The organism is Hyphomicrobium sp. ghe19, assembly GCF_902712875.1.
Taxonomy (GTDB): domain Bacteria; phylum Pseudomonadota; class Alphaproteobacteria; order Rhizobiales; family Hyphomicrobiaceae; genus Hyphomicrobium_B.
On record NZ_LR743509.1, the window covers coordinates 4,060,973 to 4,081,609 of the forward strand.

General features: G+C 61.7%; 19 protein-coding genes. 13 read left to right on the forward strand and 6 right to left on the reverse strand.

All coding sequences use genetic code 11. The features are described 5' to 3' along the window. Window positions 1-333: 333 nt before the first annotated feature. The 4 genes from AACL53_RS19320 (at window position 334) to mutT (ending at window position 3,689) form a co-directional block, all read left to right on the forward strand. Complete coding sequence (locus AACL53_RS19320; protein WP_339086190.1) at window positions 334-1,254, forward strand: peptidylprolyl isomerase; 921 nt, start codon at window positions 334-336, stop codon at window positions 1,252-1,254. A gap of 94 nt (window positions 1,255-1,348) precedes the next feature. Beyond that, window positions 1,349-2,596 carry a bifunctional glutamate N-acetyltransferase/amino-acid acetyltransferase ArgJ gene (gene argJ / locus AACL53_RS19325; RefSeq protein ID WP_339086191.1) on the forward strand — a complete coding sequence of 416 codons (1,248 nt, stop codon included), beginning with the start codon at window positions 1,349-1,351 and terminating at the stop codon, window positions 2,594-2,596. A 14-nt stretch (window positions 2,597-2,610) separates the two neighbouring features. Beyond that, window positions 2,611-3,270 carry a thiopurine S-methyltransferase gene (locus tag AACL53_RS19330; protein ID WP_339086192.1) on the forward strand — a complete coding sequence of 220 codons (660 nt, stop codon included), beginning with the start codon at window positions 2,611-2,613 and terminating at the stop codon, window positions 3,268-3,270. Further along, window positions 3,267-3,689, forward strand: a complete 423-nt coding sequence (gene mutT, locus AACL53_RS19335) for an 8-oxo-dGTP diphosphatase MutT (RefSeq protein ID WP_339086193.1) — start codon at window positions 3,267-3,269, stop codon at window positions 3,687-3,689. The genes AACL53_RS19330 and mutT overlap by 4 nt, the downstream gene beginning before the upstream one ends. On the opposite strand, the gene AACL53_RS19340 is transcribed toward mutT, so the two are convergent. Beyond that, the gene (locus AACL53_RS19340) at window positions 3,652-4,548 is read right to left on the reverse strand and encodes a methyltransferase domain-containing protein (protein WP_339086194.1); all 897 of its coding nucleotides are present in this window, start codon (window positions 4,546-4,548) and stop codon (window positions 3,652-3,654) included. The genes mutT and AACL53_RS19340 overlap by 38 nt on opposite strands. 183 nt (window positions 4,549-4,731) lie before the next feature. On the opposite strand from AACL53_RS19340, the gene AACL53_RS19345 reads away from it, so the two are divergent. From AACL53_RS19345 to AACL53_RS19385, 9 genes are all read left to right on the forward strand, one after another. Further along, the gene (locus tag AACL53_RS19345; RefSeq protein WP_339086985.1) at window positions 4,732-5,496 is read left to right on the forward strand and encodes a ComF family protein; all 765 of its coding nucleotides are present in this window, start codon (window positions 4,732-4,734) and stop codon (window positions 5,494-5,496) included. Window positions 5,497-5,623: 127 nt separating this feature from the next. After that, entirely contained in the window at window positions 5,624-5,884 is a 261-nt protein-coding gene (gene grxC / locus AACL53_RS19350; protein WP_092868678.1) for a glutaredoxin 3, read from the forward strand. 2 nt (window positions 5,885-5,886) lie between these two features. Then, window positions 5,887-6,762 carry a carbon-nitrogen hydrolase family protein gene (locus AACL53_RS19355; protein ID WP_339086195.1) on the forward strand — a complete coding sequence of 292 codons (876 nt, stop codon included), beginning with the start codon at window positions 5,887-5,889 and terminating at the stop codon, window positions 6,760-6,762. Beyond that, window positions 6,759-7,211, forward strand: coding sequence for a DUF1178 family protein (locus tag AACL53_RS19360; RefSeq protein WP_339086196.1), 453 nt, complete (start codon window positions 6,759-6,761; stop codon window positions 7,209-7,211). The genes AACL53_RS19355 and AACL53_RS19360 overlap by 4 nt, the downstream gene beginning before the upstream one ends. 146 nt (window positions 7,212-7,357) lie before the next feature. Next, window positions 7,358-8,428 carry a biotin synthase BioB gene (bioB, locus tag AACL53_RS19365; RefSeq protein WP_339086198.1) on the forward strand — a complete coding sequence of 357 codons (1,071 nt, stop codon included), beginning with the start codon at window positions 7,358-7,360 and terminating at the stop codon, window positions 8,426-8,428. Continuing rightward, complete coding sequence (locus AACL53_RS19370; RefSeq protein WP_339086200.1) at window positions 8,412-9,545, forward strand: 8-amino-7-oxononanoate synthase; 1,134 nt, start codon at window positions 8,412-8,414, stop codon at window positions 9,543-9,545. The genes bioB and AACL53_RS19370 overlap by 17 nt, the downstream gene beginning before the upstream one ends. Further along, window positions 9,542-10,189, forward strand: a complete 648-nt coding sequence (gene bioD / locus AACL53_RS19375) for a dethiobiotin synthase (RefSeq protein WP_339086201.1) — start codon at window positions 9,542-9,544, stop codon at window positions 10,187-10,189. The genes AACL53_RS19370 and bioD overlap by 4 nt, the downstream gene beginning before the upstream one ends. After that, a complete protein-coding gene (locus AACL53_RS19380) occupies window positions 10,186-11,445 on the forward strand; it encodes an adenosylmethionine--8-amino-7-oxononanoate transaminase (RefSeq protein WP_339086202.1) in 1,260 nt (419 codons plus the stop codon). Before bioD ends, AACL53_RS19380 begins: the two co-directional genes overlap by 4 nt. Continuing rightward, on the forward strand, window positions 11,442-12,422 hold the full coding sequence (locus AACL53_RS19385) for a beta-ketoacyl-ACP synthase III (protein WP_339086203.1): 981 nt from the start codon (window positions 11,442-11,444) through the stop codon (window positions 12,420-12,422). The genes AACL53_RS19380 and AACL53_RS19385 overlap by 4 nt, the downstream gene beginning before the upstream one ends. Before the next feature lie 18 nt (window positions 12,423-12,440). Here the strand turns inward: AACL53_RS19385 and AACL53_RS19390 are convergent, their stop codons facing one another. From AACL53_RS19390 to AACL53_RS19410, 5 genes are all read right to left on the reverse strand, one after another. Then, window positions 12,441-13,019: a YceI family protein gene (locus tag AACL53_RS19390; protein ID WP_339086204.1), complete on the reverse strand. Its 579-nt coding sequence runs from the start codon at window positions 13,017-13,019 to the stop codon at window positions 12,441-12,443. Next, entirely contained in the window at window positions 13,016-13,600 is a 585-nt protein-coding gene (locus tag AACL53_RS19395) for a cytochrome b (RefSeq protein WP_339086205.1), read from the reverse strand. Before AACL53_RS19395 ends, AACL53_RS19390 begins: the two co-directional genes overlap by 4 nt. A 116-nt stretch (window positions 13,601-13,716) precedes the next feature. After that, the gene (locus tag AACL53_RS19400) at window positions 13,717-14,622 is read right to left on the reverse strand and encodes a transglutaminase family protein (RefSeq protein ID WP_339086207.1); all 906 of its coding nucleotides are present in this window, start codon (window positions 14,620-14,622) and stop codon (window positions 13,717-13,719) included. Beyond that, window positions 14,619-17,186, reverse strand: a complete 2,568-nt coding sequence (locus AACL53_RS19405) for a circularly permuted type 2 ATP-grasp protein (protein WP_339086208.1) — start codon at window positions 17,184-17,186, stop codon at window positions 14,619-14,621. The genes AACL53_RS19400 and AACL53_RS19405 overlap by 4 nt, the downstream gene beginning before the upstream one ends. Window positions 17,187-17,312: 126 nt before the next feature. After that, the gene (locus AACL53_RS19410; protein ID WP_339086210.1) at window positions 17,313-20,615 is read right to left on the reverse strand and encodes a DUF2126 domain-containing protein; all 3,303 of its coding nucleotides are present in this window, start codon (window positions 20,613-20,615) and stop codon (window positions 17,313-17,315) included. Between the last annotated feature and the right edge of the window lie 22 nt (window positions 20,616-20,637).

The following is a 20,637-nucleotide window of genomic DNA, read 5'->3' on the forward strand; positions in this document are numbered from 1 at the left end:
AAAATGCGCGGCAAGGGCCTCCCCCGCCACGCCGGCGTCGACGTTCCCACAGCGCTGCTAATTGCGCGGTCGACACGGGCTTTAACGCCCGACCCGATTAGGCGCAGACATAAGAACTAGCCCCCCCGACTGTCAATGTTATGCGCTATAACGCCGACGTAAGAGATTTTCTTCCCGTGGCCAAGAATTAACTTGGTTTTCTGGCCTTGGCCCGCTATCGAAACCCGCTTGTTGGCCGCCCGCCGCGGTCTTGCCGTCGTGCCCGAACGAGCCCCAAAAAAGCCCTGGGACGGCAACTTAAGGTCCTCAACCTCCAACGCGGAGCCAACGCTGATGAAGCGTATAACCCTTATTCTCATGACTTTCGCGCTCGCGGGCATGGCCGCGCCTTTCACGGCGGTTGCCGAGGACAAGGTCGTCGCCACGATCGACGGCAAACCCATCACCGAAGGCGATCTTGCGGTGGCCGAGAGCGAAATCGGGTCCGACATGGGCACAATGCCGCCCGAGCAGAAGCGCACATCCCTTCTCGAATTTCTCATCGATAATCAGCTTTTCGCGGAAGCGGCCGAAGCCCAGAAGCTGAACGAGGGCGCCGACTTCGAGACGCGCCTCAACTATCTGAAGCGCCGCGCCCTTCGGGAGCTTTATTTCGACAAGGTCATTAAGGCCTCGGTCAGCGACGCCGATGCGCGCAAGATTTACGACGATCAAGTCAAGCTGTTGAAGCCGGAAGAGGAAGTATCGGCGAGACATATTCTTGTCGCTACTGAGGATGAAGCTAAGGCTCTGAAAGAAAAGCTCGATAAGGGCGCCGACTTTGCTCAGCTCGCCAAAGAAAACTCCAAGGATCCGGGTTCGAAGGACGATGGCGGCAACCTTGGTTACTTTGGCCATGGGCAAATGGTGCCGCAGTTCGAAGAGATCGTCTTCAAGCTGAAGAAGGGCGAAGTCTCCGATCCGGTGAAGACGCAGTTCGGCTGGCATCTCGTGAAGCTCGAGGATCGCCGGACCAAGCAGCCGCCGGCGTTCGACATCGTCAAGGACCGGATCGTTCAGTCCCTGCTTCTGCAGAAAGCTCAGCAAACGGCTGTAGGCCTTCGCGGAAAGTCGAAGATCGAGATCGTCGATCCGGAGATCAAGAAGACGGTGGATGCTCGCAACGCAGCGATCCAGGCCCAGTCGAAACCGGCAGCCGCTGAACCGGCCAAGGACGCTCCGAAGGATGCTCCGGCAGAGGCGCCGAAGCCCTAAGCTTCCTTGCCAGTCGAAAGTTCTTGCTCGGGCCGCTTGATTATGGCGGCCCGATCTGTTTCAGGGAGCCTCGCACCCTCTCCGGAGATCCCTTATGAGCAAAGCTTCGAGCGTTTCGCCGTTCGCCCCTAAAAAACTCGCCAAATTGCCGAGTATCGAAGGCGTTGCCTTTGCGACCGCTGAAGCCGGTATTCGTTATAAAAACCGCACCGATCTGTTGCTCGCCGTGCTCGACGAAGGGACGGCGGTTGCAGGCGTTCTCACGCAATCGAAAACCGCATCCGCCCCAGTGCTCGCCTGCCGGAAGCACCTGAAAAAAGGTGCGGCGCGGGCGCTTGTGGTCAATTCCGGCAATGCCAACGCATTCACGGGGAAAAAGGGCAGCGAGGCGGTCGACGTCACGGTTGCGCACGCCATCGAAGCCGTGGGGTGCAAACCGCACGAAGTGTTCGTCGCTTCGACCGGCGTCATCGGCGAACCGCTCGACGCGGAGAAGTTCGCGCATCTTCTCGGTGACCTCGCCAAGCAGGCCGAGCCCGACGCTTTCGAAAAGGCGGCGCGGGCGATCATGACCACCGATACCTTCCCGAAGCTCGCGACGCGGACCGCGCTGATCGGGGACACCGAGGTCACCATCAACGGTTTCTGCAAGGGCGCGGGGATGATCGCGCCCGATATGGCAACGATGCTGTGCTTCATCTTCACGGACGCCGCGATCTCGTCCGATGCGCTGCAAGAGCTGCTGGCCGAGCACGCCGCGACCACGTTCAACTGCATGACCGTCGATGGAGACACGTCGACCAGCGATACTTGCCTGATGTTTGCGACCGGTAAGGCGGAAGCTCGCGGGCAAAAGCTCATCACGAAGGCCAAGTCGAAGAAGCTCCAGGCATTCTCGGAGGCACTTTACGACTTGATGCGCGATCTCGCGATCCAGGTCGCGAAGGACGGCGAGGGACTTACAAAGTTCGTGACGTTCGAGGTCGGCGGCGCCAAATCATGGCACGCGGCGCGGGCGATCGCGCTCTCCTGCGCCAATTCACCCATTCTCAAGACCGCAATTGCCGGAGAAGATCCGAACTGGGGCCGGGTCGTGATGGCCGTCGGCAAGTCCGGCGAAGCCGCTGACCGCGACAGGCTCGCGATCTGGTTCGGTCCCCATTGCGTTGCGCGCGACGGGGAGCGCGCCGCGGATTACGACGAGAAGACCGTCGCCGCTTATATGAAGAACTCCGAGATCGTCATTCGCGTCGACGTCGGGGTTGGCAAGTCGGGAGCGCGGGTCTGGACCTGCGACCTCACGCACGAATACGTATCGATCAATGCCGATTACCGGAGCTGAAAAGCTGAGAGCCAATGGATAAGGCGTTCTGGAACGAGCGCTGGCAGCGCCGCGAGATCGGGTTTCATCAGCAGCGAATCCATTCGCAGCTTTTGCGCTTCTGGCCGAAACTTGGATTGCCCCAAGAAACCGCCGTTTTCGTGCCGCTGGCAGGCAAGAGTCGCGACATGGTCTGGCTCGCGACGCAGGGGCATCGCGTCATCGGGGTCGAGCTGTCGAACGTTGCGGTCCGCGAATTTTTCGACGAAGGCGGCCAAGTGCCTAAACGCTCTTGGGCCGGCGCGTTCGAGATTTCGTCCGCCGGGCCCTTCGAACTTTATTGCGGCGATTTTTTCGAACTCGATGCGGATGTCCTGAAGGACGTCGTGGCGGTTTATGACCGCGCCGCGCTGATCGCGCTGCCGCCTGGAATGCGCGCCTATTACGCCGAGACGCTCACTCGGATCGTGCCGCGTGAAGCCATCATTTTCCTCATCGCGATCGATTATCCCGAGGGTGAGATTTCCGGGCCGCCATTTCCAGTTTCGCGTGACGAGGTTCACCGTCTTTATGGAGATACGTTCGAGATCGAAGTGCTCGAGACGCGCGATGGCCTCGCCGACAGCGACAACCTAAAAAAGCGCGGCGTTACTCGCCTCGACGAAACCGTCTACCTGCTGAGGCGGCGCGCATGAAGCCATTGCTTCTCGTTGCGGCCGTCGCACTCATCGACGACGACAAACGCGTGCTGATCGCCCAGCGCCCGACGGGAAAGTCCATGGCCGGCCTTTGGGAGTTTCCCGGCGGCAAAGTGGAGCCGGGTGAGACGCCTGAGGACGCGCTTTGCCGCGAAATCAAGGAAGAACTCGATATCGAGCTTTGCCGGACGTGCCTCGCGCCATTCAACTTCGCGAGCCATGCGTACGAGAATTTCCACCTTCTGATGCCGCTGTACCTCTGCCGCACCTGGGAGGGAGAGATCGCGCCGCGAGAAGGCCAGACCGTGAAGTGGGTCAGGGCGCTGGATCTCAACCGCTATCCGATGCCACCAGCGGACGAGCCGCTCATTCCGTGGCTCAGAGATCTTTTGAGCGGGGCTTCAGCACATCTTTGAGACTGACTTCGGCTGATCCCGGCCGCAGCGGTTTCTGCTGGCTTTCGTGGGGCACCCAACCCGTTAGCGTGACGATTTCGAACGTCGCCGGGACGCGACCGCCAGGAAGCCCGAAACGTTCCTGATAGATTTGCGCTGCCCGTAACAGCAGGGTGCGCGTCACCGGCGTGCGGCGGCGCTCCGTCAGGGCGTTGCTCGCCGCCATCGCCTTGATCTCCTGCATCAAGGCGAGAGGCGAGGCATAGGTGACCTCGACGAGGTCGCTATCGGCGACCGGCAGCGCGAAGCCCGCGCGCTGGAGAAGCCCGCCAAGCTCGCGGACGTCGGCGAATGGCGCGACGCGCGGAGAGGCGCCGCCGAGGACTTCATCCTCAGCGAGAATCCAGGCCTCGCGCAGCTCTTTCAGCGTTTCGCCGCCAAGAAGCGCACCGAGAAAAAGCCCGTCGGGCTTCAGTGCGCGATTGATCTGGATGAGAGCGCCGGGAAGATCGTTGACGAGATGGAGCGCCAGACCGGACACCACGAGATCAAAGCTCGCCGCCGCGAACGGCAGTGCTTCCTCGTCTGCCACGACCTTCAAGCCGCGTGCGCGCATCAGGCTCGCGAGAGACGATTCCACATCGATGATCGTGCCGATCGCCGGAAGTGTCCGGAGCCGTTCGGCCACGAGGCCGTTATAAGCACCGAGACTGACGGCAAGGGGAAAATCCCGGCGCACGAGTGAGAGGCGTTCGGCGAAATCGTCCGCCACGCGCTCCAGCAGAAAATCGGGAAGGTTCGCGCCGCCGGTCGCCTTGGCGATGCGATCACGGCGCATTCTCATAAATTTGCGGTCGAAAATCTGCGGTGCGCCCGGCATCGCTTGTCTTTCTCGTAAGTTGAATTCGGCTCGTAGCTGATCGGTGCCGACAGCCGAGACCCTGCAAGGGCTGGCGTCGAAGCTCTCGCTGGCGTTAGCGCGTTGCGCTAGTGTTGTGCAATGTCGAACAATAACATGGTTGCGGAAGACAATATGGGGGATAGCCCGAGCGGCAGCTCGGGCATGCCCTCGCGACTTCGTCCTTTCCGCGGGCTTCGGCTCTCTCGGCTTCGGCGGGCAGCCCTCGATCTGTTGCTGCCTCCGGTCTGCCTCGGCTGCCGGATCCGGATCATGGACCACGATTCCCTCTGCCCGTCCTGCTGGAGCCAAATCAATTTCGTGCGCCCACCCGTGTGCGACAGGCTCGGATTGCCGCTCGCCATCGATACCGGTGGCCTCACGGTCTCAGCGGCCGCGCTCGCGAACCCGCCGGACTATGATCGCGCCCGGGCAGTGGCCAGCTTCGGCGGGCTCCTGCAGGTGCTCATTCACGGGTTCAAATTTCACGACAATCATAACGTCCGGCGGCTCTTCGGTCGGTGGATGGCGGACGCGGGGCGCGAGGTGCTTGCCGAAGCCGACCTTCTGGTGCCGGTGCCGCTCGCGCGCTGGCGGCTGCTGGGACGGCGATTTAACCAAGCGCAAATTCTGGCAGCGGAGGCTGGGCGGCGAACCGGCAAGCCCGTCAATCCGTTCGCGCTCGTCCGAATCCGTTCGACGCCACATCAAATCGGCCTCACCCGGGCTCAGCGAAGCCGGAATGTGGCGGGTGTCTTCCGCGTGCCAGCCCGGGAATTGCCGAATATCTCAGGAAAAGCCATAGTTTTGGTCGACGATGTCATCACGAGCGGTGCAACGGCATCGGCCGCGGCCCGGGCCTTGAAACAGGCGGGCGCTCGCAAAGTCGACGTGCTCGCACTTGCGATAGTTTCAGAACGTTATTCCTGAGGCTGCAAAGGGCGTGGCAAAGCCGCGGCACAGCGGCGCAAATCAGCGATGCAAGGTTGCATGACCTCGGGAACGGTTTAGTTTTGATTCGAACTTTTCGTATGGCGTGTTGAGAGGCGCCGAAGAAATGCAGAAGGTGACGGTCTACACTGCTGGCAACTGCTGCTACTGCCATATGGCCAAAGACCTATTGCGGCGCAAAGGTGCCGCGTTCGAGGAAATCGACCTGTCGGGCCGCAACGATTTGCGTGCTGACCTTACGTTGCGCGCGGGCGGCCGAAGAACAGTTCCTCAAATCTGGATCGGGGATGTACACGTGGGTGGCTGCGACGACCTTTTCGACCTCGAGCGCAGCGGACGCCTCGATACACTTTTGACCGCAGCCTGATCATGTCCTCACGATCCAAAACCGCATTTCGCGCCGCTCTCGTACAAATGCGAGCCGGGCGCAGCGTCGAACGCAACGTTGCCGACGCGGTGTCGCTCATCAACGAAGCGGCGGACCGCGGAGCAGAGTACGTTCAGACGCCGGAATGCACGACCTTGATGGAACTCGATCAGGCACGTCTCATGGCCGAGACGAAGCCCGAGGACGGCAACGTCGCGCTCGCGGCATTTACCGATGCCGCCCGCAAGCGCAAGATCTGGCTGCACATCGGATCGATGGCCGTGAAGGTCGGCGAGGGGCGTCTCGCCAATCGCACGTACGTCATTGCTCCCGATGGCGCGATCGCCGCGCGATATGATAAGATCCATATGTTCGATGTCGATCTCGGCGGCGGCGAGTCCTACAGCGAAAGCGTGAACTATCAGGCCGGCCCGAGCGCAATTATCGCGGAGCTTCCGTGGGGCCGTCTTGGCCTGACCATTTGCTACGATTTGCGCTTTCCCGCTCTCCATCGGGCGCTGGCAAAGGCCGGAGCTAAATTCATCACCGCACCGGCAGCGTTCACGCGGACGACGGGCGAAGCGCATTGGCACACACTGCTCAAGGCGCGCGCCATCGAGACCGGCGCATATATTCTGGCGGCGGATCAGGGTGGCCGACACGAAAACGGCCGAGAGACGTTCGGCCATAGCCTCATCATCTCGCCCTGGGGCGAGGTTCTGGCGGAGGCAGGCGTTGATCCCGAGGTCGTCCTCGCCGACATAGATGGGGCCTACGTCGACCAGGTGCGGCGGAAGATTCCGTCGCTAACGCACGACCGCGATTTCGATGTCGTGGTCGCCAACTCGAAGGCGCCGTCACTGGTGCACGGATCGTGATCAAGTATCGTCTTGAATGTTCGTCGGGACATGAATTCGAAAGCTGGTTCCGCGCGAGCGCCGATTTCGACTCCCAATTGCTCGCGGGAGAAATCGCCTGCCCGCTTTGCGGCTCGATCGACATCGCGAAGCAGCCGATGGCGCCCTCAATCGTGACGAAGGCGGCCGTCGCGTCGCGGTTCACCGGTCCCGCCCCGAAACAGAGCGGGGCGATGCAGACCGGGGATGCGAAGGCTGCACTCGAAGCACTGCGCGCCATCAAGAAGACCGTCTTCGAGAACTCTGAAGACGTCGGATCGCGTTTCGCGGACGAAGCGCGCAAAATGCATTTCGGCGAAATCGAAGAGCGGCACATTCGCGGAAGCTCGACCCTTGAAGAGGCGCGCGAGCTCGTCAACGATGGCGTGCCGTTCGGCATCCTCCCCGCCCTTCCCGAGGATCTTAACTAAAGCTCGAGGGAAAGCCCCCGATTGCCGTTTTCAGTGGGCCTCACGAGCTCAGAGAGGCATTTTGGCGGTTGCGAGCCGGGGTGGAAGCGGTGCAAACATCTTCTCCGGATCGGGGCGGTGTCCGCCCCCGCGGAGATCGCACCTGAATGACCTCACCCGTTACCCGTCTCGATGCCTCTGCCCGTACAGGAAGCCGCGGAGGCCCGGCAATCCGCCATGACTGGACGGGCGCCGAAGCTCTGGCGCTCTACGAGCTTCCGCTCATGGATTTGCTATTTCGCGCCCAAAGCGTGCATCGGACGTCTTTCGACCCGAACAAAGTTCAGATGAGCCGTCTCCTGTCGATCAAGACCGGCGGCTGCGCGGAAGACTGCGGCTACTGCAGCCAGTCCGCTCACCACAAGACCGGCCTCAAGGCATCGAAGCTGATGGAGGTCGAGCGCGTCCTCTCCGAGGCCCGGAAAGCAAAGGCCGCCGGCGCGACGCGCTATTGCATGGGCGCCGCATGGCGCAGCCCCAAAGCGCGCGACATGGACGTCGTCGTCGCAATGGTTGAAGGCGTCAAAGCGCTCGGCATGGAAACGTGCATGACGCTCGGCATGCTCTCGGACGACGATATCGTCAAGCTGCGCGACGCCGGGCTCGATTATTACAATCACAACGTCGATACGTCCGAGGCCTACTACGACAAGGTCATCACCACGCGGACGTACGCGGACCGGCTGGATACGCTGGCGCGCGTTCGCGATGCGGGCATGAAGGTTTGCTCGGGCGGCATCGTCGGCATGGGCGAAGAGCGGCAAGATCGCGTCGACATGCTCGTGACGCTCGCCAATCTCGAAGAGCATCCGGAGAGCGTGCCGATCAATATGCTGATCGCCATTCCCGGAACGCCTCTCGGAGACACCGAGCGGATCGACCCAATCGATTTCGTCCGCACCATCGCGGTCGCCCGCATCATGATGCCGAAGTCGTTCGTGCGTCTCTCGGCGGGACGCACAGAAATGAGCGACGAGATGCAGGCGCTTTGCTTCTTTGCAGGCGCCAATTCGATCTTCGTCGGCGATACGCTGCTGACGGCGGACAATCCGGGCGAGGACAAGGACAGCAAGCTTTTTGCGAAACTCGGCCTGTCGGCGCTCGACATCGAAATTGCCGATCCTCACGAGGCGGAGCTAGCATCCACTGCGGTTCAACGGGATGCCCGGCAATCATGAGCGTGCGCTCGACGCGCTCCTCCGCCGCGGGCGTTTGAGGACGCTCGAAACGGCGCACGGCATCGATTTCACATCGAACGATTATCTTGGGCTCGCGCAATCGCGCGAGCTGGCGCAGGCGGTCGAGCAGGCGATTGCGCGCGGCGTACCGGTGGGCGCCGGCGGCTCACGTCTTTTGCGCGGCAATCACGAAGAACACGAGGCGTTGGAGAGGCAAGCCGCGAGCTTTTTCGGCGGCGAGACGGCGTTGTTCTTTGGCGGCGGCTTCATCGCCAATTCGGCTCTGCTCTCGACGTTGCCATCGCGAGGCGACCTGATCATTTACGACGAGTTCATTCATGCAAGCGCTCACGACGGCATGCGCTTGTCGAAGGCGAACTCAGTCGCGGTTCGTCATAACGATGCGCAAGCCTTCGAGGATAGCATCGCGGCTTGGCGGCGGGACGGCGGGACGGGGCAGCCGTGGATCGTCATCGAAAGCCTGTACAGCATGGACGGCGACCGGGCGCCGATCCGGGATCTCTTCGACGTCGCGCGGCGCCACGACGCGATGCTCATCATCGACGAAGCGCACGCGACCGGCGTCTTCGGCGCGAGCGGCCGCGGACTTGCAGCCGATCTCGAAGGCAACGACAATGTCATTAGTTTGCATACGTGCGGCAAGGCGCTTGGCGCCATGGGCGCGCTTGTCATTGGGCCGCGCGTCATTCGCGATTTTCTCGTCAATCGCGGACGGCCGTTCATTTACGCAACCGCTCCGTCACCGTTGATTGCGGCGACAGTGCGCGCGGCGCTCGCGATCTGTGAGACGCAGCCGGAACGGCGGGAGCGTCTCATGAGCCTCATCGCGCATGCGGAACGGGAACTCACGGCGAAGACGCGCTTTACTCCTTCCGGTTCACAAATACTGCCGCTGATCGTCGGCGGCGATGTCCCTGCGGTAGCGCTTGCGAAATCGATGCAGAGCCGCGGCTACGATATACGCGCTATCCGTCCGCCGACGGTGCCGGAAGGCACGTCCCGGCTGCGCCTCACGATCACGCTCAACGTGGATGAAATCGCAATCACACGGCTCGTCGACGATATCGCTGCGGCCGAAGCGGAGACCGCGGCATGACCATTCGTATCGTCGTTGCCGGCACCGGGACGGATATCGGCAAAACCGTTTTCGCCGCCGCGCTCACGGAGGCGCTCGACGGATATTATTGGAAGCCGGTGCAAGCGGGACTTGCTGGCGACACCGATGCCGAGACCGTCAATCGGCTGACGACGTTGGCAGAGTCACGAATTCTCCCTGAGAGATACCGGCTGAATACGCCGGCATCACCGCATTTTGCCGCCGAGATCGACGGCGTCGAGATCGATTCCAAAAAGCTTTCGCCATTCGGGCTGCCGACGCCGCTGGTGGTCGAGACGGCCGGCGGCCTCATGGTGCCTCTGACGCGGCGCTTGTTGCAGATCGACCTGCTGGCGCAATGGCGACTGCCTGTCATTCTTTGCGCTTCGACACAGCTTGGAACGATCAACCACTCGCTGCTTTCCATCGAAGCCTTGAAGCGCCGCGCCATTCCAATCCTCGGCGTTGCTTTCATTGGCGACGAAAATGCCGATAGCGAGCGTACGATCATTACGTTCGGGGCCGTGAGGCGGCTCGGCCGTCTACCGCGCATCGACAATCTCAATGCTGATACTTTGCAGGCGGCATTCGCCGAGAATTTCGCGGTTGCGGACGTTCTCGATATCGGGGCCGTCGGCCCATGACGTCCTCCGCCATCTGGCATCCGTTTACGCAGCATGCGCTCGAGCCATCCATGGCTCGCATCGCCCGGGCTGAAGGCGCGTGGCTCGAAACCCCTGCGGGGAAGCGCATTTTCGACGGCGTCTCTTCTTGGTGGGTCATCACGCACGGGCACGGACATCCGAAGATCATCGAAGCCATTCGTGCGCAAGCCGAGTTGCTTGACCAGGTCATCTTCGCCGGCTTCACGCATGAGCCTGCGGAAGCGGTTGCTGCAGGTCTGTTGAAGATCGTGCCGCAAGGTTTGCGCCACGTGTTCTTTTCCGACAGCGGTTCGACGTCCGTCGAGGTCGCGCTCAAAATGGCGCTCGGATATTGGAAGAATGCGGGCAAGCGCCGTACGCGCATTCTCGCGCTGGAAGATGCCTATCATGGCGACACCATCGGCACGATGTCGGCTGGGGCTCGCGGCGTTTTCAACGCGGCTTATGAGCCGCTGCTGTTTGAAGTGGGCCGCATACCGCTCCCAAAGCCGCATCATGCGCAGCCGACGTTCGACGCACTCGAAATCGCCTGCCGGAAAGGGGACGTCGCCGCGTTCATTTGCGAGCCGCTGATCCTCGGCGCCGGCGGCATGCTGATGTACGACGCGGACGCGCTCAAGGAGATGCACCGGATCTGCAAGGCGCACGACGTGCTCTTCATTGCGGACGAGGTGATGACCGGCTTCGGCAGAACGGGAACCGTGTTTGCCTGCGAGCAGGCGGGGATTTCGCCTGACATCCTCTGCATCGCCAAAGGCCTTACCGGCGGGTCCATACCGCTCGCGGTTACAATGTGCAGCGCGTCGATATACGACGCCCATCTCTCGAAAGACCGTTCGCGGACATTCTTTCACTCAAGCTCGTACACGGCCAATCCGATCGCCTGCGCGGCGGCGGCGGCCAACCTCGATGTGTGGCGGACAGAGCCGGTCATCGAGCGGATTTTGACGCTGACGGCAAACCAGGCCCTGTGTCTCAAAGACTTGGAAGCGGACCCGCGCTTCTTGAACCTCCGGCAGCTTGGTACAATCACGGCCTTCGAGCTTGCCAATGCTCAACAAGGCTATCTTGCCGACATTACTCTCGCGATGCGCGCGCGCCTTCTCGAACGCGGCGTGCTTCTCCGGCCTTTGGGATCGACCGTTTACGTGATGCCGCCCTATTGCACGACCAAGGATGAACTGAAATTCGTCTATCGGAATCTCGTCGAGACCGTCGATGAGGTGCTCTCGTGACGGGCGTCGAAATCATCAGTTATGGACATTACGCGCCGGAGCGCATCGTATCCAATCGGGAAATCGAGGCGCGCCTTGGTCTCGAGGCGGGTTGGATCAAGCGGCGTACCGGCATCGAGGAACGCCGATATGCGGCGGATGGCGAAGCGCTTTCGGACATTGCGGTGAAGGCCGGCGACATGGCGCTGGCACGAGCTGGGCTTTCGCGCGACGACGTTGGTTTGCTGCTGCTCGCGACATCGACACCGGACCATTTGCTGCCGCCGTCGTCGCCGCTCGTTGCGCATCGTCTTGGATTGGCGAACGCCGGTGGGATCGACATGGCGGGGGCTTGCGCAGGTTTCATCTATGCGCTGACGTTGGCGGACAGTTTTGTCAGAACGCAGGGGATGCCGGTTCTCGTCATCGCAGCCAACATTCTCTCTCGCCGTATCAACGAAGTGGATCGCGCAAGCTGTGTGCTCTTCGCGGACGCCGCAGGCGCCGTTTTACTGGCGCCGTCCGCGCGGGCGGAGGCCGGCATTCAAGGCGCGCATCTGGCGGCCAAGGGCGAGCACTACGATCTGATCACGATACCTGGCGGCGGCAGCCGCAAGCCATTTTCAAAAATCCGCGACCCGCAGGACGTGCTGATGGTCATGAACGACGGCAAAGCCGTCTACGCGGCGGCCGTCGATATGATGACGGAGTGTGCGGAAAAGGCGTTGGCAAAGGCCGGGATGTCCACGGGCCAAGTCGATCATCTCATCCCGCATCAGGCCAATGAGCGGATGATGAATACCTTGGCGCATCAGCTTGCCGTTCCGCCCGAGCGCCTCAGATCTACGATCGAGAATTTCGGTAACAGCTCGGCTGCGACGATCCCGTTCACGTTGTCGGCCACAGCGGCTGATCGGCCGTACGCGGCGGGCGAGACCATACTGATGACGGCGGCGGGCGCCGGATTAACCGGCGGCGCCGCAGTCTTCAGATTGTAATTCCGATACTCGCTGCCGTTACTGACGGATGCCCTCGACGTTGAGCATGAGTTCGACTGTCTTCGATGCGGGGCCAAGATCGCGGTTGATGCCGAAATCGGCGAGCGTCAACTCCGTCGTTCCCGCGAAGCCATCGCGATAGCCGCCCCATGGGTCTTTGCCGCCACCGAGACGCTCGGCATCGATCGTGATTTCTTTCGTCACGCCATGCAGCGTAAGATTGCCGGTGATCTTTGCCTTATCGGGTCCCGACGCCTTGACGCTCGTGCTCTCGAATGTCGCCGTCGGGAACTTGTCGGTGTCGAGCAGATCGGCGGCGCGCAGATGCTTGTCGCGTTCTGCATGATTGGTATCGATGCTCGTCGTATCGATTTCGACTTTCACTTTCGAAGCGTCGGGGTTCTTGTCGTCGAAGGTGAAGTTGCCGGAGAACTTATCGAAGCGGCCGGTCAGCCAGCTGAAGCCAAGATGCTTGATGCGGAAGGTGATCGACGCGTGGGCGTTCTTGGTGTCGATGACGTAGTCGGCCGCCGACGCAGGGAGCGCCAGCAGCGAAACGGTCATCGATGCCGCAAGAGCCGCTATTCTGAAGTTCATTGACGATTTTCCTTTTCTTGGACGAGTGATTCAATTGGCGGCGGGCCCGACCACATGCGCGTCAGGACCGGGCTTTTGTCGAGGTAATGATGCTTCAAAGCGGCGGCAGCATGAAGGACGGCGAGGGCGATCGTCGCGTAGCTGAGAATTCTGTGAACGTAGCCGGCGCGACTTTCGAGCCCGTGCATTTGGAAGATCGACGGAACTGAAAACCAACCGAAGACGCTGATCGGCTCTCCGCCCGCGGTCGATATCAGGTAGCCGCTCGCCATCAGCGCGAACAGCAGAATATAAAATCCCCAATGGACGACGTAGGATGCCTTTTGTTCGAGAGGCGAGAGATCGCGGTCGGACGGCTTGACGTTCGCCGCTCGCCAGAGCCAGCGAACGAGGAGCGCAAACAAAAGAAGCATCCCGACGCTACGATGAATATCCGGCGCGGAATTATAGTACGGGCTGTAGTAGTCGAGGCGTACCATCCAGAGGCCGAGTGCGAACATGGCGGTGATCGCAATCGCCATGAGCCAGTGGAAGAGACGCGAGACGACCCCGTAGCCCTCCGATGTATCGCGAATAAGCATCGTAGCACCAGCTTGCGCAAAGGCGCGACGTCTCTCGACGCCCCCCTAATGCGAGACAAATGCGAGCGATGTGCGGCCCCTTCAAGAGGGCACAAAAAGGTAACTATCCGTGACGTTTAGCGACCGCTTAGCGCGTCAGCTGGCGCGCCCGCGATCATATTGACGTCGACGCCGACACTGACGGAATGCTCGCCGCCGCCGCGCAGCACGCCGCTGATCGGGCTCACGTCATCGTAGTCGCGGCCGTAAGCCACCGTCACGTGTTCGTCACGAACGATGATGCCGTTGGTCGGATCGAAATCCACCCAGCCGTATTCCGGCGACCAGACCGAAATCCAGGCGTGCGTCGCGTCCGCGCCTTGCAGCTTCGGACGTCCCGGCGGTGGCCTCGTGTGAAGATAACCGCTAACGTAGCGGGCGGGAATACGAAGCGCACGAAAGCACGCCAAGGCAGCGTGCGCGAAATCCTGGCAGACGCCGCGTTTCGTCTGGAAGACTTGCGTCAACGGGGTCGAGACATCGGTTGCATGCGGATCAAATGTGAAATCGTTATACATCCGCATCACGAAATCCATCGCCGCATCGAGGACGGGCCGTCCCGGCGCGAACGACGGCGCGGCATAGTCTGCGAACTCCAGCGTCGGCAGCGTGATGCGCGAGGCGCAGCGGTACATCAGGACGTGGACATCGCGCTCGCCGGCGGATTTCAGCAAGCAATCATCGAGATGATCCCACGGCGTCGTTGATGTGAGATCTACGGGCGGCGGCGTCCGCTTCTCGACCGTGCTGCGCGCCAGCAGCACAAGCTCTTTGTGTTGCGACTCCATATCGAGAATGATGTCGATGTTTCCGAATGCGTCTGTCCCGTCCTGCCGCGACGTCGGCACCGGCTCGACGGTCAGGCTGTGATGGCGGACGATCTGCCCCGGCAGCGAGCGCGGCGTCATGTGCACGATATGCAGCGACTGCACGACCATCGAGCGATAGCGGTAGTGAGTCTTATGCGTGATATCGAAGATCATAGCGAGGGTTCTACCCTCGTGTGGGTCCGATGGGGCGCTTCGTCCATGACGTTGAAGTAGTGCCGCGTTATTTCGTTGGAAAGCTCCGGCAGCATTTCCAGTTGATCCAGCAGGAGGCGTTCGAGCACCGTGCCGCTTTCTTCCTTCGCCATCGCCTCGACGTCGGCCCTGCGGATCGACGTCAGCAGCGCGAGAATGAGCCGACGATCTTCCGGCAGTCCCGTGCCCTGGTGCGTATCGGGAAGCCCTTCCAGATGCCGGGCGATTGCCGAGAGCTGATAGGCAAGGCTTCGCGGGTTTGCTTCGTCGAGCAGAAGGAGGTCGAGCACAAGCGCCAGCATCGGGTCGAGCCTGTAGCGGGAGCGATAGGTAATGAAGCTGTCGGCAAGTTCGAGCAATAGCAACAAGCTGCTCTGCGTCTCTTCCGGATCAGGCAACGGAATGAACAGCGTGAGAATCGCTTCGCTGAGATTTTGCGCGCGCTCGATGCGCCGCCCCATGTCGAGGAATGCCCAGCCAGAGTTCCGCGTCATGTTCTCATGCATGAAGCCGTTGAAGGCGGCGATCGCGGCGAGCCCCTCATCCAACACATCGAGGACTTCGAGCGGCTGCGCCGAGTTCAGCGCTTCTCTCCAGCGGTTTCCGGAGCGGAATTTGCTCAGCGTCTGCCAAGCTTCGAGCGACAGACGATCCCGTACGAGATGGGCGACGCGATAGAGCCCGTCGAGTGTGCGCTCCAGAGTGCGCGAGCCGATGCCGCCCGTTATGAGGCTTTCGCACAGCCGCTCGATTTCGGCATCGGGCGGCGTCTCCCGGCTGCCGGTGACGAGACCCAGATCCTTGCCAAGAAGAACTTCGAGGCATTTGTGCGCGGCGCGGCGGCCGGTATCGGGGCCGCCATCTTCCTCGATCCGCCGAAGGGCGCCGCGAAGCACCCGCATCGTCCAATCGGCGCGCTCGCTGTAGCGGCCAAGCCAGAACAAGTCGTCGGCGACGCGGCTCTGGATGACGCGCTGCGAACGCTCGATGCGTGTCGTTGCCAGCGTCGGCCGCCAAAGGCTGACATGCGGCGCGAGTTCGCTTTCCGACAGAACCCAGACGTCGCGTGTGCGGCCGTCCGGAGCGCTGAGCGCCACGGCGCGGCCGGGATCGATGCTCATTGCGAGCCCTCCCGGCATGACCTGATAGCCGCTCTCTGTTCTGCAAACGAAGAGGCGGACGGCAAAGGGCTTCGGCACGAGTCCGTCGCGACCGAGGATCGGCGCAGAGCTGAATTCGACTTTCTCCTCAGCTACGAGCGTTGCGCCATGAAGAGCAATTTCGCGCTTCATTTTCTCGCGTTCGGGCGCGGAAAGTCCGCGGGCTTCCCAGCCGAGCGCGGCCTGGCCCGGCCGCCCTGTGCCCTCCTGCGCCTTGCGGATGATGAACTTGTCCGGCCGCGCGAAAAGTTCGCGGCGCGCGTCGGGATCACCAAGCCAGCGGCGCGGTGCATCCGCGAGTTCGAGATCCTCTCCCAGAACGTGACGAGCAAGTTCCGGCAAATAAGGTCCGAGGCCGCGATTTTGGGCGAGTGCCGTTCCTATGGCGTTGACGACTATGCGCGGCGACTTCCGGCAGACGCGGAGCAGGCCGGAGGGACCGATAAAGCCCGTCGGATCGAGTTCGAGCGGATCGCTCGATTTGCCATCGATGCAGCGCACCAGGAGGTCGATCTCTCTCAAGCCTTCGAGCGTCTTCAGATAGACCTGCTCGTTTCGCGTCTTGAGATCGTGACCTTCGATGAGCAAGTAGCCAAGATAGCGCGCGAGATAGGCGTGCGAGAAATAGTCTTCGTGATGCGGGCCCGGCGTCATCAGCGCGATACGCGCATTGTCGCGGCCGCTGTGGAGCGTCAGCGTCGACTGCAGTTCCCGGAAATAGGGCGCCAAGCGGCGCGCGTTGCAGTCTTTGAAGAGATCACCGGTGATGTGCGTGTGCACGACGCGGTTTGCCAAAGCAAAGCCGATGCCCGCCAGCGTCTCGGTGTGATTGTCGATGATATGCCATTTGCCGTCTTCGCCGCGGGCGATGTCGGCGGCGTAAAACATCAGGCCGCCCGCATTCGGCAAGATGCCATTAGCCGGTGCGAGATAAGCGGCGTCGGAAAAGATCAACTCGGCAGGCACCCGTCCTTCGCGCAGAAGTTTTTGCTCGCCATAGACATCATTCAACAGCGCATCAAAGAGCCTCGCACGCTGAATGAGCGCCGATTCCAAGCCTTGCCATTCGCCTGCCGAAATGACGACGGGCAAGAGGTCGAGCGTCCATCGTTGCGGTGTGGTGTGCGGATCGGCGAAGATATCGTAGGCGATGCCCGTTTCACGCACGCGAGACGCGAGACGACCATACCGCGCTTGCCGTTCGGTTTCGGGTAGCTCGGCCAATCCTTCGAGCAGCGGTCGCCAATGCGCGCGGACCGCTCCGGACGCATCCAGCAGCTCATCGAATCCCGATATCTCCTTGCGCCGGTAGGCGTTCAAGAGATCGGAAACCGGCTGCTCGTTCATTGCCGCTGCTGTCGTCATTCCGACCAGTCCACGCCGCGACGTTCCCCCCACATCAATCAAAGCACTATCGTGCGACGGGGCGCGGTCCGCAAGCGACGGCGCCAGGCGAGGGAAAGTGAATCCGCTCTCCGCACAGCTTGCCTTTCAAACCGGACCGCGGCGGAGGTCCAGTGTGCATGGATAATCCGGGTTAACGCTCTCGGGTTTGATAGACATCGGCCCGGCCGTATGGCCTTCCGCGTCGAAACGCGCAAGCCGGCGGCCTTCAGCTTCGTAGGCATTGATCGGGAACACCTCGAAATTGCGGCCGCCCGGATGCGCAACGTGATATCGGCAACCCGCAATCGATCGCCCGCTCCACGTATCAACAATATCGAAGGTCAGCGGCACGTGCGCGCCGATCGTCGGATGCAAAGCGGACGGGGGCCACCAAGCACGATAGCGAACACCGGCGACGGCTTCGCCCCAGCTTCCGGTGGGCGCCAACGGAAGAGGTCGACCGTTGCAGGTTACGACGAAGCGATCGCCTGTCTGACCTTTGACCTTTGCTTCGACACGCTCCAGCGAAGAATCAACGTAGCGCGCGGTGCCGCCCGCGACGCTCTCTTCTCCGAGCACATGCCAGGGCTCGAGCGCCTGACGCAATTCGAGCGTGAGGTTCGATGCCGACACGGTGCCGTAGAGCGGGAATCGGAATTCGAGGTGCGGGCGGAACCATTCGAGCTCCACCGGCAGGTTCGCCGCCTTGAGGTCGGCGATGATCGTCGCAAAGTCGGACCAAAGGTAATGCGGCAGCATAAATCGGTCGTGCAGCGCCGTGCCCCAGCGCACCAGCTTCTGGCGGTATGGCTTTTCCCAGAACATGACAATCAGCGTACGCAGCAGCAGTTGCTGAGCGAGACTCATACGGGCGTGCGGCGGCATCTCGAACGAGCGGAACTCGACAAGTCCGAGCCTGCCTGTCGCGCTGTCCGGCGAATAGAGCTTATCGATGCAGATCTCGGCACGATGCGTATTGCCCGAGACATCGATCAGCAGGTTGCGGAAGAGCCGATCGACCAGCCAGGGCGGGATGTGCCCAACTCCTGGATCCGGCACTTGCGAAAGAGCGATTTCGAGTTCGTAGAGCGCTTCGTGGCGGCCCTCGTCGGCGCGCGGTGCTTGGCTCGTCGGCCCAATGAACATGCCGGAGAAGAAATAGGAAAGCGCCGGATGATTTTGCCAATAGGCAATGACGGAGGCCAATAGATCCGGGCGGCGCAAGAAGGGGCTATCGGCCGGTTCCATGCCGCCGACCACGATGTGGTTGCCGCCGCCGGTTCCGGTGTGACGGCCATCGAGCATGAACTTTTCGGCGGAGAGGCGCGTATCGTGCGCTTCCTCGTAGAGCGCCGTCGTTATCGCGACTGTGCTCTCCCAGCTTGCAGAGGGATGAATGTTGACTTCGATGACGCCGGGATCGGGCGTCACTTTGATCACATTGAGGCGCGCATCCGACGGCGGATTGTAGCCTTCGACCTGAACCGGAACGCCGGTATCTTTCGCCGCTTCCTCGATCGCCGCGACGAGGGCCGCGTAGTCTTCCGCGTCGGTCAGCGGCGGCATGAACACGCAAATGGCATTGCCGCGCGGTTCGACGGTCAACGCGGTTCTGACGGAACCTGCAATGTCCGGCGTGATCTCGATGGGCATCTTCGGCTTCGCAGCCTCAAGCGTCACGACGCGGCGTTCCTGCAGGAGCACGGAACGCTCGGGCAGCGGCCGGGATTGGCTCATCGGATCGCGCGGGATGACGTTCGATTGCTCGGTTGGCTCGAGCACGGGGAACGATTGCAAAGGAAGGCGGAAGCCTGCCGGAGAATCACCCGGTACGAGGAAGAGATGCTCGCGCCGAAGAGCCCAGCGCTCGGTTACCCATCGACGGCCGCGGTCCGCTGTCTGCCAAGCTTGTATCGGGAGAACGTAGCTTGCAACCTGGCCCAGTCCACGATCGAAAACGCGCGCGATCCGTTCGCGCTCGGCGGGGTCGTCCAGCTTGTTGGCGTCGGCCGTGACGTTGATCGGCAGCTTGCGTTCGACCAGCAGGAAGTGCGCCGGATCTTCATAAGCCGGAATAGCGCTATCGACCGGCAGGCCGAGCTTCGCACACAGGCCGCGCATCAGATTGTCGGCGTCTTCGATCATCGCGGGGCGTGCGACGCTCTCGCTGACGATGAGATCCTGGTTTTCCCAGAGCGGCAGGCCGTCGCCGCGCCAGTACAGCGCGAACGCCCAGCGCGGGAGTTGCTCGCCCGGATACCATTTGCCTTGGCCGTAGTGGAGCAGTCCACCCGGCGCGAAGCGGCGTTGCAGCCGGCGGATCAGTTCATCGGCGTAACGGCGCTTGGTCGGTCCGACGGCCGCCGTGTTCCATTCGGCGGCTTCCATATCGTCGGCGGCGACAAAGGTCGGCTCGCCACCCATGCTGAGGCGCACGTCGCCCTTGACGAGCCGATCGTCGATCGCGTTGCCGGTCGCGACGATGGTTTTCCACGTTTCGTCATCATAAGGCTTAGTTACGCGCGGCGTCTCGCGAATGCGCGTGACGGCCATTTTGAAGTCGAATGAGACTTCCGCCTTCGTGTGACTGCCGCTGATGGGCGCGGCGCTGACGGGATGAGGCGTTGCGGCGAGCGGAATATGACCTTCACCGGCCAATAGACCGGACGTCGCGTCGAGGCCGATCCATCCGGCGCCCGGAATATAGACCTCCGTCCAGGCGTGGAGATCGGTGAAGTCCGTGTCGGCGCCGGCGGGGCCGTCGTGCGGTTTCACATCCGGCTTCAGCTGAATGAGGTAGCCCGATACGAAACGCGCCGCGAGGCCGACATTGCGAAGGATCTGCGTCAGAAGCCACGCGCTGTCGCGGCAGGAGCCCGAACCGTTCGCGAGCGTTTCTTCGGGCGTTTGAACACCCGGCTCCATGCGGATGAGATAGCTGACATCGCCCTGCACCATGCGATTGAGATCGCAGATGAAGTCGATCGTCGTCTGCGATTTGGGAACGATCTTCTTGAGATAGCGCTCGAGATTGGGGCCGAGAGGCGCCGCAACGAGGTAGGGCGCGAGTTCTTTCTTGAGGACGTCGTCGTAAACGAACGGCCAAGCCTGGGCTTTCTCCTCGATGAAGAAGTCGAACGGATTGATCACCGCCATGTCGGCAACGAGATCGACGGTGACGGAGAATTCCGTGGTCTCTTCGGGGATGACGACGCGGGCGAGGAAGTTGCCGAACGGGTCCTGCTGCCAGTTCAGGAAGTGCGATTTCGGCGTGATGGTGAGCGAATAGCTCAGGATGGGTGTCCGGCAATGCGGGGCGGGGCGAAGCCTGATCACCTGTGGCGCCATGCTTACCCGTCGATCGTAGCGGTAACTCGTTTGATGGGTCAGCGCGACGTGAAGGACCATGAAGCAACATCATCCCTGTTTT

Coding starts and splice junctions, on each gene's coding strand:
- AACL53_RS19405 (WP_339086208.1), bottom strand. CDS start 17,186: ATGACGACAGCAGCGGCAATGAACGAGCAGCCGGTTTCCGATCTCTTG.
- AACL53_RS19390 (WP_339086204.1), bottom strand. CDS start 13,019: ATGAACTTCAGAATAGCGGCTCTTGCGGCATCGATGACCGTTTCGCTG.
- AACL53_RS19410 (WP_339086210.1), bottom strand. CDS start 20,615: ATGGTCCTTCACGTCGCGCTGACCCATCAAACGAGTTACCGCTACGAT.
- AACL53_RS19345 (WP_339086985.1), top strand. CDS start 4,732: ATGCCCTCGCGACTTCGTCCTTTCCGCGGGCTTCGGCTCTCTCGGCTT.
- AACL53_RS19400 (WP_339086207.1), bottom strand. CDS start 14,622: ATGATCTTCGATATCACGCATAAGACTCACTACCGCTATCGCTCGATG.
- mutT (WP_339086193.1), top strand. CDS start 3,267: ATGAAGCCATTGCTTCTCGTTGCGGCCGTCGCACTCATCGACGACGAC.
- AACL53_RS19355 (WP_339086195.1), top strand. CDS start 5,887: ATGTCCTCACGATCCAAAACCGCATTTCGCGCCGCTCTCGTACAAATG.
- argJ (WP_339086191.1), top strand. CDS start 1,349: ATGAGCAAAGCTTCGAGCGTTTCGCCGTTCGCCCCTAAAAAACTCGCC.
- AACL53_RS19330 (WP_339086192.1), top strand. CDS start 2,611: ATGGATAAGGCGTTCTGGAACGAGCGCTGGCAGCGCCGCGAGATCGGG.
- AACL53_RS19320 (WP_339086190.1), top strand. CDS start 334: ATGAAGCGTATAACCCTTATTCTCATGACTTTCGCGCTCGCGGGCATG.
- AACL53_RS19395 (WP_339086205.1), bottom strand. CDS start 13,600: ATGCTTATTCGCGATACATCGGAGGGCTACGGGGTCGTCTCGCGTCTC.
- grxC (WP_092868678.1), top strand. CDS start 5,624: ATGCAGAAGGTGACGGTCTACACTGCTGGCAACTGCTGCTACTGCCAT.
- AACL53_RS19340 (WP_339086194.1), bottom strand. CDS start 4,548: ATGCCGGGCGCACCGCAGATTTTCGACCGCAAATTTATGAGAATGCGC.
- bioB (WP_339086198.1), top strand. CDS start 7,358: ATGACCTCACCCGTTACCCGTCTCGATGCCTCTGCCCGTACAGGAAGC.
- AACL53_RS19380 (WP_339086202.1), top strand. CDS start 10,186: ATGACGTCCTCCGCCATCTGGCATCCGTTTACGCAGCATGCGCTCGAG.
- AACL53_RS19370 (WP_339086200.1), top strand. CDS start 8,412: ATGCCCGGCAATCATGAGCGTGCGCTCGACGCGCTCCTCCGCCGCGGG.
- bioD (WP_339086201.1), top strand. CDS start 9,542: ATGACCATTCGTATCGTCGTTGCCGGCACCGGGACGGATATCGGCAAA.